At 38.7% G+C, this 14,463-nt stretch carries 12 protein-coding genes; 9 read left to right on the forward strand and 3 right to left on the reverse strand.

From position 1 onward, the window contains the following. The first annotated feature begins 1 nt into the window (after window position 1). The 8 genes from HXT26_RS02855 (at window position 2) to HXT26_RS02890 (ending at window position 9,715) form a co-directional block, all read left to right on the forward strand. On the forward strand, window positions 2-529 hold the full coding sequence (locus HXT26_RS02855) for a hypothetical protein (protein WP_422112085.1): 528 nt from the start codon (window positions 2-4) through the stop codon (window positions 527-529). Further along, window positions 529-1,665, forward strand: a complete 1,137-nt coding sequence (locus HXT26_RS02860) for a vWA domain-containing protein (protein WP_117008798.1) — start codon at window positions 529-531, stop codon at window positions 1,663-1,665. Before HXT26_RS02855 ends, HXT26_RS02860 begins: the two co-directional genes overlap by 1 nt. Next, window positions 1,662-2,777, forward strand: a complete 1,116-nt coding sequence (locus HXT26_RS02865; RefSeq protein ID WP_174164382.1) for a vWA domain-containing protein — start codon at window positions 1,662-1,664, stop codon at window positions 2,775-2,777. Before HXT26_RS02860 ends, HXT26_RS02865 begins: the two co-directional genes overlap by 4 nt. Beyond that, complete coding sequence (locus HXT26_RS02870) at window positions 2,774-3,364, forward strand: DUF6466 family protein (RefSeq protein WP_422111858.1); 591 nt, start codon at window positions 2,774-2,776, stop codon at window positions 3,362-3,364. The genes HXT26_RS02865 and HXT26_RS02870 overlap by 4 nt, the downstream gene beginning before the upstream one ends. 300 nt (window positions 3,365-3,664) lie before the next feature. Continuing rightward, complete coding sequence (locus HXT26_RS02875; protein WP_422111859.1) at window positions 3,665-5,278, forward strand: esterase/lipase family protein; 1,614 nt, start codon at window positions 3,665-3,667, stop codon at window positions 5,276-5,278. A gap of 56 nt (window positions 5,279-5,334) precedes the next feature. Continuing rightward, complete coding sequence (purB, locus tag HXT26_RS02880; RefSeq protein ID WP_422111860.1) at window positions 5,335-6,777, forward strand: adenylosuccinate lyase; 1,443 nt, start codon at window positions 5,335-5,337, stop codon at window positions 6,775-6,777. 15 nt (window positions 6,778-6,792) lie between these two features. Then, complete coding sequence (locus tag HXT26_RS02885; protein ID WP_410297084.1) at window positions 6,793-9,228, forward strand: lysylphosphatidylglycerol synthase transmembrane domain-containing protein; 2,436 nt, start codon at window positions 6,793-6,795, stop codon at window positions 9,226-9,228. Between the two features lie 205 nt (window positions 9,229-9,433). Then, on the forward strand, window positions 9,434-9,715 hold the full coding sequence (locus HXT26_RS02890; RefSeq protein WP_004119480.1) for an HU family DNA-binding protein: 282 nt from the start codon (window positions 9,434-9,436) through the stop codon (window positions 9,713-9,715). Window positions 9,716-9,804: 89 nt separating this feature from the next. Here HXT26_RS02890 and HXT26_RS02895 read toward each other — a convergent pair whose 3' ends face one another. From HXT26_RS02895 to HXT26_RS02905, 3 genes are all read right to left on the reverse strand, one after another. Beyond that, the gene (locus tag HXT26_RS02895) at window positions 9,805-12,156 is read right to left on the reverse strand and encodes a RelA/SpoT family protein (RefSeq protein WP_004119477.1); all 2,352 of its coding nucleotides are present in this window, start codon (window positions 12,154-12,156) and stop codon (window positions 9,805-9,807) included. A gap of 121 nt (window positions 12,157-12,277) precedes the next feature. Beyond that, on the reverse strand, window positions 12,278-12,757 hold the full coding sequence (dut, locus tag HXT26_RS02900; protein ID WP_004106773.1) for a dUTP diphosphatase: 480 nt from the start codon (window positions 12,755-12,757) through the stop codon (window positions 12,278-12,280). Next, window positions 12,758-13,051: a DUF4193 domain-containing protein gene (locus tag HXT26_RS02905; protein ID WP_004106775.1), complete on the reverse strand. Its 294-nt coding sequence runs from the start codon at window positions 13,049-13,051 to the stop codon at window positions 12,758-12,760. It abuts the gene before it with no gap. Between the two features lie 158 nt (window positions 13,052-13,209). Between HXT26_RS02905 and sepH the strand changes: the two genes are divergently transcribed. Then, the gene (gene sepH / locus HXT26_RS02910; protein ID WP_422111861.1) at window positions 13,210-14,418 is read left to right on the forward strand and encodes a septation protein SepH; all 1,209 of its coding nucleotides are present in this window, start codon (window positions 13,210-13,212) and stop codon (window positions 14,416-14,418) included. Window positions 14,419-14,463: the final 45 nt, after the last annotated feature.

Consider the following 14,463-nt stretch of genomic DNA (forward strand, 5'->3'; position numbering starts at 1 on the left):
AATGAGCCTGGAAGATATTCAAAAGCCTTTACATGATGAAACGCTTTTTTTAATACTACTTTCTGCATCGCTTGTTGTTATCTTTATTGCTTTTGCGGTTTTATATTTTTCTTTTAAAAAGCCAAAGAAATTAGCTGAAAGTAGCAATTCTACAGAAGCAGTTCACGTTCATAATGTAAACAAACAAGCTTGGCGTAAAGATATTGATGCGATTGTTGAGAAGTATCATAACAATGAACTTACTAAAGATCAGGCTTGTGCAAAATTGGCGGCTATTGCTAGATCTTATATTTCGAAGATGAGCGGTGAAGATATTCAAACTCACACTTTGGGAGAATTGGCTTCTTTGCGCTTGAAATGGCGCAATAAAAAAGGTGCTGATATGTTACGCCAAACAATATCTGCTTTGTATCCTCCAGAATTTGCTGATCGCAAAGCAAACGAGCAAGCGCGAAATACTACTGTTGAGCAGGCTGCTGAATGGGTTTTAGTATTGCTTGAAGGCTGGCAAACGAAGGACAAACGTTGATGAGTAATAATGTTTGGGAATACATATGGCCATGGAGATGGCAATGGCCATTGCTTTTTGTTGCAGGCGTTGTTGTTTCTGTAGCAATTTTTGCTGTCTTACTAATTTTAGATTCCATTCGTAGCAATATTTTAAAAAAGAAGTATAAGAGTCAAACTAGTAATATTACGCGAAAATTCTATACTTTTACTTTTGACAATGATCTACAAGGAACTACTACTAGTCATTCATGGTATATGTGGCGAATGTTTAGAAGGTTTGCTACGGCTGCATTGGTAGTATCTTTGTGCAGTGCGCTTGCTGTTGCTTCCAGGCCAGCACGAGTGTTTAATGCGAACGAGCAAGTTAGTTCTAGAGACATTGTTTTATGCTTAGACGTTTCAGGTTCTGCTCTACCATATGATCGCGAAGTGATTCAAGCGTATCTTAATTTTATTGAGCATTTTCAGGGTGAACGCATTGGATTGAGCATTTTTAACTCCACATCTAGGACAGTTTTTCCACTGACTGACGACTATCGATTGGCTAAAAAACAATTGCAATATGCTGCAAATTTGCTTGGCGGAGTTCAATCGCAAAGTCGCATTAATCGTTTACAACAACGTCAATATCAAGAAATTTCTGACTGGCTTGAAGGAACTCAAAATCGCAAAAACGCAACATCGCTTATTGGAGACGGTTTAGTTAGTTGCGCAGCAATGCTTCCAGGTTTTATTTATGGTTCTGCTCATAATAACCATAAAATACAAAGCCGTTTTAATAGAAGTTCTTCTATTGTTCTTGCTACAGATAATGTTGTTTCTGGAAAACAAACTTACTCATTAAAGCAAGCTTTAGATTTAACAAAGCAGGCTAAAATTACTGTCGATGGGTTATATTCTGGCGCAAAACAGAATGAGAATGATGACACTACATTAGAAATGAAACGGCTTATTGAATCTCATGGTGGAATTTTCCTGTCTCAACGCAATTCTGATTCCGTTATTAATTTAGTAAAAGAAATTGAAAAAAGACATACAGCAATTCCTCAAGGCGCTGCTCAGTCTGCATTTAGTGACGATCCTGGTCTTTGGGTTTTGTTTACTGTGTTTAGCGTTGTGATTTGGCTAGCTATTGCAAAGAGGATGAAGCGATGACAACAACACTATTTTCTGCTACTACCCTACTGTTTGCACATGCTAAAACTGAAGCTTCTGACACTTCTCAAGCAGGTCAGTTGGTTTTTTCTCCATCATATGGTTGGATTATTGCGATTATTGCAATATTGGTTTTGTTGGCAGCAATGTTTTTTGAAATTGTGCCTATACGCAGGAAACCTGAATCAAGTGATGAAACTTTTTGCATGAGATTAAGACGTATTGGCATATGTATAATGTTAATAATTTGCGTGCTATCTCCAAGTATTATGCGTTCAACTTTACAAAGAGCAGTAAATGCAACAAACGTGATTATTGCTCTAGATATAACAGGTTCAATGAGAGCAAAAGACGCTGATTATGCAAAAAATAGTAAGATTGAGCGTATTGAAGCAGCAAGGAATATTATTCATCAAATAACAAAATCCTATGCTAACTCAAGTTTTGCTGCTATTTCTTTTGGTGCTTCTACGTCTGTTGATGTCCCATTGACGCCTGATGCTAGAGCAGTTGACAATTGGATAAATACTCTACGAACTGAGCCAACTAGCGTAGCTACTGGAACTAGTCTTGACGCACCTATAGATCAAACTTTGCTTACTGCAAAAGCTATACATGATGCTCATCCAGATGACACAACAGTTTTGTATGTTATAAGCGACGGTGAGGAAACAACTCAACGGAAGCGCCGCACATTTTCATCGCTCAGAGCTTATATTACTAACGCATTTGTTATTGGAATAGGCTCATCTAAAGGAGCTAAAATACCTTTGGAAAAAACACAGCTGCAACTTGACGACTACAGCGAAAACAATACCTCTAATCAATGGGTTATTGATCCTGCTACGGGCAATCCTGGCATTTCAAAGCTTGATGAAAAGAACTTACGAAATATTGCCGATGAGCTTAGCGGCAAGTATATGCACTCATCTTTAAATGTAACATTTGGAGACGAAGCAAAACCAATTCTTTCACACCAATGGAGAATGAACGAGACAGCAAAGCCTCGTTTGAGACCTGAACCAATTATTTGGCCGTTTGCAATATTTGCGTCGATACTTTTAATTTGGGAATTAATGTCGTGGTTTATAACTTCAAGGAAATTAGTATGAAGCACATGTCTAGTCGCACAGTTATTCGCATTGTTACATTCTTGTTCTTGATTATTGCGATATTAATAGCGTATTTTGCTATCGTAAATTGGAGAGCACAATACGCATATAATGCTGCTACTGATAGCCTTATTTCTAACATAAAATCTGCCAAGAGTATCGATAGCGACAAGAATGTGCTTTTAACTCAGCAACAGCAAACTGATGCTCAATTTGATGATGCTAAATCTCAAGAAATGATGCTGCTTCCTCAACTTCGAAATAGTATTGACAAAAATGCTGAATTATCAAGAAAGTTAACAGAAAAATTAAAGCAGAATCAAAACAATACTAATAAGCAACAGAAACCGGAAAAGCATAACAATCATTTTAAAAACGATAATTCTGACAATTCTTCTAAAGATAAAAAGCAGTCAGATTCGTCTAAGCCTCAGTTGGACAATACTCAGCGCAATAAAGTTGAAAACTTGCTAAAACAGAACGATCATGTGGATTCTAAATATTCACAGGATCAAGAAGACCAGCAAGGTTTAGAAAAGACAGAAAAACGTACTAAAACTGATGAAAGCAGCAATAAGCCTTGGTAATTAAATCTTCAAGATTGGTTATAAGCGAAGCAATAAGCATTGAATAACCTTTTAACCACATTGAATATTTTTTAGTGACTTTTTATTAATGAACGTGTGTAATAACGATTATGCACACATATTACGAATGGCAATGGCTTATACAACGCACTCAAGAGTGCGCTCGCTGCGTTATAGCAGAATCCGCAGCGACTGAATTAGAAGATTGGCAAGGGCTTGCAGCCGAACATTTTCGTCATAGTATGAAAAATATTTCCGCACAAGCGTATGCGTTATATAACATTCGCGGAGGAATATAGTATGTCTTGGAAAGTTAAGTCCTCTGTTGTAGGTGGAATGACGCTTAGCGTTGCTGATAGAGAAGCGTATATTAGTTTTTCCAGAAAACTCAACAATGTTGCTAAAGAATTGCTTACGCTAAAAAATTTATGGCTTAATGCAGCGATGGTTATTGCCGGTCAAAATTATGGTATACAAAAAGAATCAGGAGCATATATTCATGATTCTTCGCAATCATTTTTAACTGAAAGCATATGTCATGAGTATGCTCATAAATGTTATTTAATGTCTCAAAATTTAGAAAATCTTGCTTTTCTTATTGTAAGAGCAAATAATTTATATGAAGATGCAGAATTTCGTGCAAAAGACGAGTTAGACAATAAAATTTCTTTCTTGGCTCTTGCAAACCCTATTTTTGCTTTACACGTTTTATTGTCCGCAAGTCTTGTTGTCAAACAAGATGATAAAAATCATTCAGGTTTCCAATATCTTGCTAAATGGTCCTACGCAACTAAGAGTATGCAACAAGGAATTATTCGAGGTTTATCGCAGCACCTTATTTTAAATCCTATTACAAGTTTGCCAATATTTATTGCCGGAAATGCGAAAGGCCCCATAAATAAAAAAGAGCGTGAAACCTCACTAAACTTTTTATCCAATGCTCAAAAATATTTATCACAAGCTATTCCATTTATTTCTAGTGCTCTTAGCTTCGTAAGCGCGCCTATTAATGATCGAAAGCAAGGTAATAATTTACTTCTCACTAAAGTAAATGAGACGTGGAGAAAACCTGGATCTGTTCTTGCTAGACCTGGACGTAATCTGCTTGAAACTTTAGAAAATTTAACGGAACTTGGAAGCGGAAATTTGGGCGTTAGGCCACCACTTGTTAATCCAGATGCTGCTACTATTGCAATTCAACGTTTTAAGCGCAGCGATGGCAGTTCGTCATGGTTAGTAATAATTCCAGGAACTGACGGTAAAGCACACTCTCCTTTTGGTTGGGCACAAAACGCAGAAGTAATGAGTCATAGTTCTTTAATGAGAAAACAAGCTGATAGCACTCGAATGGTTGTAGAAGCTATGAAACGTTCTGGAATTAAGCCTAACGAGCCTGTTGCTTTAGTAGGCCATTCTCAGGGAGGCATTGTTGCAGCAAGCATTGCAAGCGATTACTCTAAACAGTACAACATACAGCATGTTGTTACTGCTGGATCTCCTATTGCAAATCATCCAATTCCTAAGAAGACTTGGGTTACTAGTATTGAGATGGACGATGAGATTGTACCATCTTTAGATGGCAAGGAGAATCCTCGTAGAAATAATTGGGTGACTATTCATGGGCATGCAATTCATGTTAAAGAATCTAAGCGTTCTTTACCTCCTGGAGTTACGCGTTTTTCTGGCAAACAATATTCGATTAAAAAATTCGATAATGACGGAATATTCGTTAATGATGTTCCAGAAGAAGGAACTTTAACTCATGATTTGCATTACCATACTGCAGCTTATGAAGATGCTCTTCAACTCGGATCTAAAAGTGTGCGCGAGCAAGATCAACATTTTCAGAATACTATTAATGGCAAATTGCAAAGTACTACATTGTGGCAAGGAATAATGAAAAAAATAAAATAATTAAATTCTTATTGAGTAAAATTAAGCTAATTCGCAGCATGATGTAACCTTAAACTATGAAGCTTACCGATATTTCTCCTGCAATAGCTCTGACTCCTCTCGATGGACGTTATCATAATCAAACATCCGCACTCGTTGAATATTTAAGCGAACCTGCGTTAAATCGCGAGCGCATGCGTGTAGAAGTTGAGTGGATGATTCTTCTCGCAAATGGTTATGAAGCTAATCAATTCCAGCCAATTGTTAAGGGTGTTAATCCTTTAACTGATGAAGAATGCTCATATTTGCGTTCTATTCCTGAAAATTTTGATGCTGAAGGAATTGCTCGTCATGCTGCGCATGAGGCTATTACTCATCACGATGTTAAAGCTGTTGAATACTACATTGACGATGCGTTAGACGAAGCAGAGAATAAGCTTGGTCATGCTACTGAGCTTTCAAATTTAAAAACTTTAGTACATTTTTCATGCACAAGTGAAGATATTAATAATCTTTCTATTGCGCGTTGCGTAAAGCAAGCTGTTTTAAACGTTTATCGTCCGAATTTAGAAGGGATAGTTGATTATTTAGTTAAGAATGCTAACGAATATAGAGATTTATCTATGCTTTCGTTAACTCATGGTCAGCCTGCTACTCCAACTACTTTGGGTAAGGAATTGGCAGTGTTTGCATATCGTTTACGTCGTCAACTTCGTCATCTTGATAATCAAGAGTATTTAGGAAAGTTGAATGGTGCTACAGGAACTTTTGGAGCTCATTTAGCTGCTTTCCCAGAAGTTGATTGGATTAGCGTATCTCAAGAGTTTGTTGAAAATAGAATGGGTCTTCAATGGAATCCATTAACAACTCAAATTGAAAGCCACGATTGGCAAGCTGAACTTTATAGCACTGTAAGTCACATAAACCATATTTTGCATAATCTTGCAGTTGACGTATGGATGTATATTTCTAGGGGTATTTTTGTGCAAGTTCCTGTAAAGGGAGCTACAGGATCTTCTACTATGCCTCATAAGGTTAACCCTATTCGTTTTGAGAACGCTGAAGCTAATCTTGAGATTTCTTGCTCACTGTTTGACACATTATGTGCAACTCTTACTGAAAGCCGCTGGCAGCGTGATCTTACAGACTCTACTACTCAAAGGAATGTTGGCTCAGCTTTCGGTTATGCTCTTCTTGCTTTGAATAATCTTTTAGGCGGTTTGAAGTCTATTCATCCTAATAAAGAATTTATGGCAAAAGAATTAGACGAAAATTGGGAAGTTCTTGGAGAGCCAATTCAAACAGCAATGCGTGCTGAAGAAATTGCTGGCGTACCTGGTATGGAACGACCATATGAGCAAGTAAAAGAATTAATGCGCGGTCACCATATTTCACAAAGTGACGTAGAAGAATTCATTAAATCTCGTAGCTTTGATGCCAATACTGCAGCTCGTTTGCAAGCAATGACACCAGAATCTTACACTGGATTTGCTTCACGATTGGTGGACTTTATTGATTAAGTAGACGGTAAAGCGATGCAATCTAGCATAAATCCAAATCTTGTTATTGAAGATACTCAGCCTAGCTTAGTACGTAGTTGGGCTGATTTGTTGTATGCAATATCATCAGTTGTAATTGGCGTTTTTACTTTGTTGTCGTCAATGTGTTTGTCAGCAACGGCTGATGCTATGAAGATTGATGCACGAAGTGCTACTCAAATTATAGGATTATCTTTTAATAATCTTTCATTTGTTCTGATACAGCAAGGTCTTACTCTCATTGTTGTTGCAGAAGTTATTGCACACATGGTTTCTGACAGGCGTTGGATTGATACCGCTATTTCTGTTATTACACTGTTTATAAGTTATGGTTCAGTATGGCTGTTATCTATTGCGATATTTTCTACACACAATATAGCTTTGATTGAATCTTTACAAATGCGGTCCAATAACACTTGGGCTGATTTGCTTCCAGACATGTATGCTGTTCTAGTTGCTTTTCTTACAGTTAGTGGTCCTAGACGCGAATATAAGCATGTAATGTGGGGCTGGAATGCTTTATTCATTGTTACAGCAATACTTCTATTTTCATCTTGGGACTCCTACTCCGCTGTTCTTGTATCATGCTGCTTAGGAAGAGCAATTGGTACGCTTATTCGTTTCGCAAAAGGCACACGCAGTAAGGGTGCTTGGGGTGACGATATTGTTCTTGCTTTAAAAAATATTGGCATAGATAATCTTACTCAATTAACTCGTAGAACTCAGCAAGCTGATCATACTGGAGTTCTTCGTTCAAGTCTTGATGACGATTTAATTGAAAATTCAAGATTGTATGATGCAACAGACATTCACGGCATACGTTATGTAATTTCAGTATTAGATAATCAAGTTCATTTACCAGGTTATTTAAATCAATTATGGCAGTGGGTGCGTTTAGTAGATATACCGACTCGTAGAGATCGTTCTGCTAGGCATTCTGTTCATCACCATCTTTCTATGCTTCTTGTTTTACGAAATATGCATTTACCAACAGCGAATGTTTATGGAGTAAGCGACAGTGATAAATCTTCAATAATGGTTTTTCATGCTTCTAACGCTCTGCTGCCTTGTAATTTGAACACTTTAACTATTGATGATGCAGCAAAATTAATGCGTTATGTCGATGCGGCTAATACTCGCGGTATTACGCATAGACGCATCACTCCTGAAACTATTGCTAGGCTTGAAGATGGAACCCCAGTTATTGCAGGTTGGCAAAATGGCGATGTTGCCAGCGATGATACAAATATTGCACTTGATAAAGTTCAGCTTTTAACGCTTATTGCATCTTGCACAGATATTGACACTGCTCTTAAAGCTGCTATTAACACATGGGGTGTAGAAAAGTTATCTGCGCTATTGCCTTTTATGCAAAAAGCCGCTATTCCTGCTTCTACGAGATCTTTGCCATCTTGGAATAAAAAAGTTTTCCAAAATCTTTGCAATAAGCTAAGTGAAACAGTTGCTTTAAGCACAGATGAAGAAGATTATGATACTGTGCGTTTAGCTCGTTTCAATATACGTTTCTTTGTTAGCTTAGTTCTTTCAATTGTTGCTGTTGCTGTTATCGCTACACAGTGGCATCCTCAGGAAATATTTGCTGCCTTGCGTCACGCAGATAATGTAATGGTATTTATGTGCTTTGCTTGCAGCATGTTTGCTTGGATTGGATCTGCAATTACTCTCGGCTCATTCATGGATGATCAAAAACCTTCTGCACATGTTTTGTTTGCATCTCAAGCAGCTTCTGGTTTCACAGCAGTTTCTATGCCTGCTGGTGTTGGTCCTGCATTTGTAAATATGCAATTATTAAAGAAAAACGGGTACACTCCGGCTCAAGCTACAGCAATTACTAGTGCAGTATGGCTTATTCAAGCATTAATGACAACTTTAGTATTACTTTCTATAGGCGTTTTCACCGGTAAAAATGTGCTTTCTGGAATGATTCCTACTCATATGCTCATTACTTTCATTGGAATAATCACTCTTATAGTTTGTGTTTTAATGGTTATCCCGTCCGCTCGTAAAACAATTCGCAAACATTATTTGCCAATATTATCTGATTACGGTCGTCAAATTAAGGAACTTATTTCACATCCTATGCAACTTATTGCGGGCTCTTTCGGTGCTATTGTGCTTGTTTCATGCATTGGATTGGGTTATTGGATTTCTTTACTTGCATTTGGATATTACGCAAATCCTTGGGAAACAATCTTACTATTCTTACTTGCTAACGCTGCTGGATCGGCAGTGCCTACACCAGGCGGCTTGGGTGCTGTCGAAGCTTCTCTTACTTTCGCTTTTACATCTGTAGGTGTTCCTCCAACAGTTGCTTTGTCTGCCACCCTTCTGTATAGACTTATGTTCTACTGGTTAAGAATTCCGTTAGGCGCGTTTGCAATGAAGTGGCTTAGCAATAATGAGCTTATATAAGTGAGATTTACAAACATTTGTGTATTTTTATTAGCAAATATCGTATCTGATTTAATACGAGTATGTTTTAAATAAAAAATAACAAAAAATAAATAAAAATATTAAGAAAAAATGCAAAAATGGCTACATTTGTAGGGAAAATGTACTAGTATCTAGTATGAACGTGACCTTTGAAGAGAAGGTCCCCTGACACAAAGGATGCTGCATGGCATACAACAAGTCTGATCTCGTTTCTAAGATCGCACAGAAGTCCAACCTGACCAAGGCACAGGCCGAAGCCGCCGTCAACGCATTCCAGGATGTGTTCGTTGAGGCTTTACAGTCCGGTGAAGGTTTGAAGCTTACTGGTCTGTTCTCCGCAGAACGCGTAAAGCGTGCTGAGCGCACTGGCCGCAACCCGCGTACCGGTGAAACAATCAAGATTCCAGCTTCTTACGGTGTACGTATTTCTGCTGGCTCCTTGTTGAAGAAGGCTGTCACTGCCTGAAATTAAGCGTTTTTCGTATTTATTACATTAAACAAATACTATTTGCGCAAAAACGAAGATGGGCACTCCAAAGCTGGGGTGCCCATCTTTTATAAATCTCCTCGTTCCATTTTTCGCAAACGCGGCTCTGCGCTATCTTTTGCTCCCGTAATGCGGTAAACGTCAAAAACGCCTTCAATTTTACGGATAGCAGCAAGTAGAGTTGCTAAGTGCTGAGGATCTGCCATTTCAAAGGTAAATTGACTTGTTGCAACACGGTCATCGCCTGTAGCAATAGTTCCGGAAAGAATATTTACTCCATGATCTGAAAGAACGCGAGTAACATCCGAAAGAAGATGTTGTCGATCCAATGCTTCAACTTGGACCTTAACCAAGAACAAGCCTTTATCGCTAGTCCATTGAACAGGAATAACGCGCTCTGATTGAGTTTTTTGCAAATCGAGCATGTTCTGGCAGTCAGTCCTATGCACAGACACACCTTGGTTTCGTGTTATAAAACCAATAATCATATCTCCTGGAACTGGCATGCAACATTTTGCAAGCTTTACCCAAACGTCTCCAACACCCTTAACTGATACTCCCAAAGCGCCGTTAGACTTATGGCTGCGCTCAACATGACGTAAAGGCAATGCTTCTTGTTCTACTTCTTCTGCAACTTCATCAGCGCCCGCATCTTTTACTAAACGCGAAATAACATTCTGTGTAGAAACTTGGCCTTCGCCAATAGCCGCATATAAAGACTCAACATTAGTAGGCAAATTCAATTCATCAGCAACGCCAATTAATGCCTGCTGCGTCATCAAAGTAGTTAAAGGCAAGTTACGTTTACGCATAGCGCGAGTTAGCTCATCCTTGCCCTCTTCAATCGCCTCAGAGCGGCGTTCCTTGCTAAACCATTGACGTATTTTATTTCGAGCACGAGGAGATTTTACAAAACTCAGCCAATCGCGTGATGGTCCAGCTGTATCCGACTTTGAAGTAAGTACCTCTACAGTGTCACCGTTTGAAAGCTTCGTATCAAGAGGAACTAAACGTCCATTTACACGAGCACCCATCATGCGATGACCAACTTCAGTATGCACAGAATATGCAAAATCAACAGGAGTTGCATCCTGCGGAAGCGCAACAATACTCCCCTTTGGAGTAAAAACATAAACTTCAGAAGCACCAAGATCTTGCTTTAATGAACCTAAGAATTCATCTGAATCTGGAGTCTCACTAGTCCAATCAGCAAGCTGTTGAATCCACTTAAGATTATCTGCTTCGCTAAGCTCTTTTTTGTCATCAATATTATTTTCGCGTTTTAAATCATCATTATCAGGCTTACTTAAAGCGCGACCAGCCTGACCATTAGCTTTGTACTTCCAATGCGCTGCGATACCAAATTCAGCACGCCTATGCATATCCCATGTGCGTATTTGAATCTCTACTGGCTTTCCACCAGGGCCTACAACTGTAGTATGCAAGCTTTGATACATATTCAACTTTGGAGTTGCAATGTAATCCTTAAAACGTCCTGGAACAGGGCTCCATCGAGCATGCACTGCACCTAATGCTGCATAACAGTCACGAATAGAATCGACTATTATTCTCACGCCAACTAAATCGTAAATATTAGCAAAATCATGACCTCGAACGATCATCTTTTGGTAAATAGAGAAATAATCTTTTGGTCGACCTTTTACTGATGCTTTAACGTGTTGTTCTGCAAGATCTGCATTAATTTCTTCAAGAATTTGTCGTAAATAAACTTCGCGCTGACCTGCTCTACGAGCAACTAAAACAACAATTTCATTATAAATTTTTGGATACAGTACTTTAAAACTCAGCTCTTCAAGTTCAGTTTTAATTGCATTCATACCTAAACGATTAGCAAGAGGCGCATATACGTCAAGAGTTTCTCTTGCTTTTTTATGTGAACTTGATGGCTTAACATACCTCCAAGTGCGAGCATTGTGCAAACGATCCGCAAGCTTTACTACAAGCACTCGCACATCGCGGCTCATTGCAACAACCATCTTACGAATAGTTTCTGCTTGAGCACTTTCGCCATATTCCATGTTGGATATTTTTGTAACACCATCTACAAGACCTGCTACAGTATCGCCAAATTCAGCTCGACATTCTTCTAGCGTGTAATCTGTATCTTCTACAGTGTCGTGTAATAATCCTGAAGCAACAACAATTGGTCCCATTCCAAGATCTGCAAGAATTTGAGCTACAGCAAGAGGATGAATAATGTATGGCTCACCAGATTTGCGTCTTTGACCTGTATGCTGCTTTACAGCACGATCATAAGCTCTATGAAGAATGCTCATATCCTCATTAGGATGATGCCATTGGCACATGCTCAATATTGGCAATAATGGATTTCGAGAATCTTCGCTGATTTCACATCCGAGCCTATTGGATCCTTTTACATCCTCTTGAAGTTCACCCATTTGGCACCTCCTGGTACTTTTACTATCCTACCTGCAATTCGCTCAATACACTACAAAAACAAAAAATACATACAATAAATCCGACTCAGTTTTAAAAACCGGTCGGATATTTATAAAAAGATTATTGTACGCCAGTGGAGCCAAAACCTTTATCAGAGCGATCAGATTCAGGTAATTTAGATGCGGGAATAAATTGTGCTTCTACATAACGTTGTATAACCATTTGAGCGATACGATCACCTTTATGGAATTGCACTGTGTTCTCAGGATCTAAATTAATAAGAGGAACCTTAATTTCACCACGATACCCGGCATCAACTGTTCCAGGTGCATTTAGCACAGTCACACCCTGTTTTGCTGCTAAACCAGAACGAGGATGCACTAAAGCAACATAACCTGCAGGTAAAGCTATAGCAACTCCAGTAGGAACAAGCGCTCTCTGGAAAGGACGCAAGGTAAAATCTTGGGTAGTTCTTAAATCGGCACCTGCATCACCTGCATGCGCGTAGCAAAGCGGCTGTAATGTAGATGTTTCATCATCGAGATACTTAATTAATACCTCAACCTGTTCGGGGCCAGTATAGGTCTCGTCATATGCCATTTAAGCTGCGCACTCCTTGCAAATAGGCTGACCATCAGCATTAGTTTCAGCTAACTGGCTGCGATGCTTAACTAAGAAGCATTCAGAACAAATAAATTCATCGCCTTGCATAGGGATAACAGTTACGGATGCATCTTCGTTACTTAAATCAGCACCTGGCAACTCGTAGTCTTCAGCAATAGCATTTTCATCATCGTCAATATCGCTGCTTGAATTTTGAGAACCTTTACTCAAAGCTTCCAACGACTCTTCGTCCTCATCTTTGCTACGAGGAGAATCATAATCCTGTGCCATTATGGTCCTTTCGTTTTTAAAGCTACTTACGCGCATAGCATACACGAATGCTACCCCGTATATTACACATTTTTTATTTTAAATAAAATGGTAAAGAATGCAGTGTATGGACTAAAGTATATAAATAGTATTGTTAAAAGCGAAGAAAGTGGTGCATAATGCTTGAAAATCCGCCAAAAGAGGCGAGTTTCGACCATATTGACGCAGACGGTAATTTGATTTTCATTTGTGAAAACACGCCGTTACGTATTCAAGTGGACGACACGCTGGAACGCGCCATCGCTGGTTCACATAAAATTACGAGTAAAAACAGCGATGAACAGAACTCAGCAAACGCTGGCGCAAATTCTATGCAATCTAATGCAACATTGCCTATTTCGCAAATTCAGGCATTGATTCGCGCAGGAGTTGCACCTTCACATGTAGCACAAAGATACAACGTTAGTGAAGCACAAGTTAGGCGTTTTTCTGCAGGCGTTGAAACCGAAAAGCAGTATGCAATTGAGCAGTTCCTTCTAGTACCTGCTCCTAAACAAAGCAATATGCGCACTATTGCAGATTTAATTGAAAGAACGTTAGCTAAAGCACATATTGGCATGGAAACAGTGCAATGGAAAGCAACGCGCAGAGGATTAGAGCCATGGCGAATTACTGCTACTTTCAAAACTGCTACTCGCACTATTAAAGCTGAGTGGACATGGAACATGCATGACAACTCTGTTACATGCGCGAACCCTTCGTCTAGATTATTGCTTGGTGAAGATGTTAATGCAGCGGATACTTCTAAACAGTCTCCATATGGTGGAGCTTATAGAGACACTGTAAGCATTAATTTCCCATTCAACACTGAAGAGCTTCCAGGAAATTCTATTCGTTCTGCCAGAATCGAACGAGCTGTTTCTCAATGGGAACTTAGAAACAGTGACAAACTTGCAGATGCACAAGCCCAATCTTTCTTCGAAAATCAGGACAATAATTCTGACATACAGCAAGTATTAGAAAAAGGCTATTCTAAGCGTTCTACTAAAACAAATACGCAATTTATTAAAGAAGATAATTCTCAGCAGCCTTCGCTAATACAACCGGATGCTGAATTTATTAATAGAAACGAAACGAATAGCAAAATCGTCAATGAGTCTAATGAAGCACAAAAATCATTGGCTGCAAAAGTTCAAAATGCTGAAAAAGCAGATATTGTTAGTACGAATTTGCAAAAAAATGCTGCTGAAAGTAATCAAAATTCTGCTAAAAATAATCAAGAAATTAATGCTAATGGTCAAGAAAAATCATCTCCTGAGCACAATAAACGTAAAGCTGGAAGAGCAGCAGTACCAAGCTGGGATGAAATATTATTTGGTGAAAGCTAAATAAGAAGTTTAAAAATAAATTTTTCGCTTATTGACAAAATGTGT

Origin of the sequence: Gardnerella sp. DNF00497B, assembly GCF_049262725.1 — a bacterium.
Classification (GTDB): Bacteria; Actinomycetota; Actinomycetes; order Actinomycetales; family Bifidobacteriaceae; genus Bifidobacterium; species Bifidobacterium leopoldii.

Excerpts from the sequence above, each read along its gene's own strand:
- HXT26_RS02855 (WP_422112085.1), top strand. The coding sequence starts at position 2 with ATGAGCCTGGAAGATATTCAAAAGCCTTTACATGATGAAACGCTTTTT.
- HXT26_RS02860 (WP_117008798.1), top strand. The coding sequence starts at position 529 with ATGAGTAATAATGTTTGGGAATACATATGGCCATGGAGATGGCAATGG.
- HXT26_RS02865 (WP_174164382.1), top strand. The coding sequence starts at position 1,662 with ATGACAACAACACTATTTTCTGCTACTACCCTACTGTTTGCACATGCT.
- HXT26_RS02870 (WP_422111858.1), top strand. The coding sequence starts at position 2,774 with ATGAAGCACATGTCTAGTCGCACAGTTATTCGCATTGTTACATTCTTG.
- HXT26_RS02875 (WP_422111859.1), top strand. The coding sequence starts at position 3,665 with ATGTCTTGGAAAGTTAAGTCCTCTGTTGTAGGTGGAATGACGCTTAGC.
- purB (WP_422111860.1), top strand. The coding sequence starts at position 5,335 with ATGAAGCTTACCGATATTTCTCCTGCAATAGCTCTGACTCCTCTCGAT.
- HXT26_RS02885 (WP_410297084.1), top strand. The coding sequence starts at position 6,793 with ATGCAATCTAGCATAAATCCAAATCTTGTTATTGAAGATACTCAGCCT.
- HXT26_RS02890 (WP_004119480.1), top strand. The coding sequence starts at position 9,434 with ATGGCATACAACAAGTCTGATCTCGTTTCTAAGATCGCACAGAAGTCC.
- HXT26_RS02895 (WP_004119477.1), bottom strand. The coding sequence starts at position 12,156 with ATGGGTGAACTTCAAGAGGATGTAAAAGGATCCAATAGGCTCGGATGT.
- dut (WP_004106773.1), bottom strand. The coding sequence starts at position 12,757 with ATGGCATATGACGAGACCTATACTGGCCCCGAACAGGTTGAGGTATTA.
- HXT26_RS02905 (WP_004106775.1), bottom strand. The coding sequence starts at position 13,051 with ATGGCACAGGATTATGATTCTCCTCGTAGCAAAGATGAGGACGAAGAG.
- sepH (WP_422111861.1), top strand. The coding sequence starts at position 13,210 with ATGCTTGAAAATCCGCCAAAAGAGGCGAGTTTCGACCATATTGACGCA.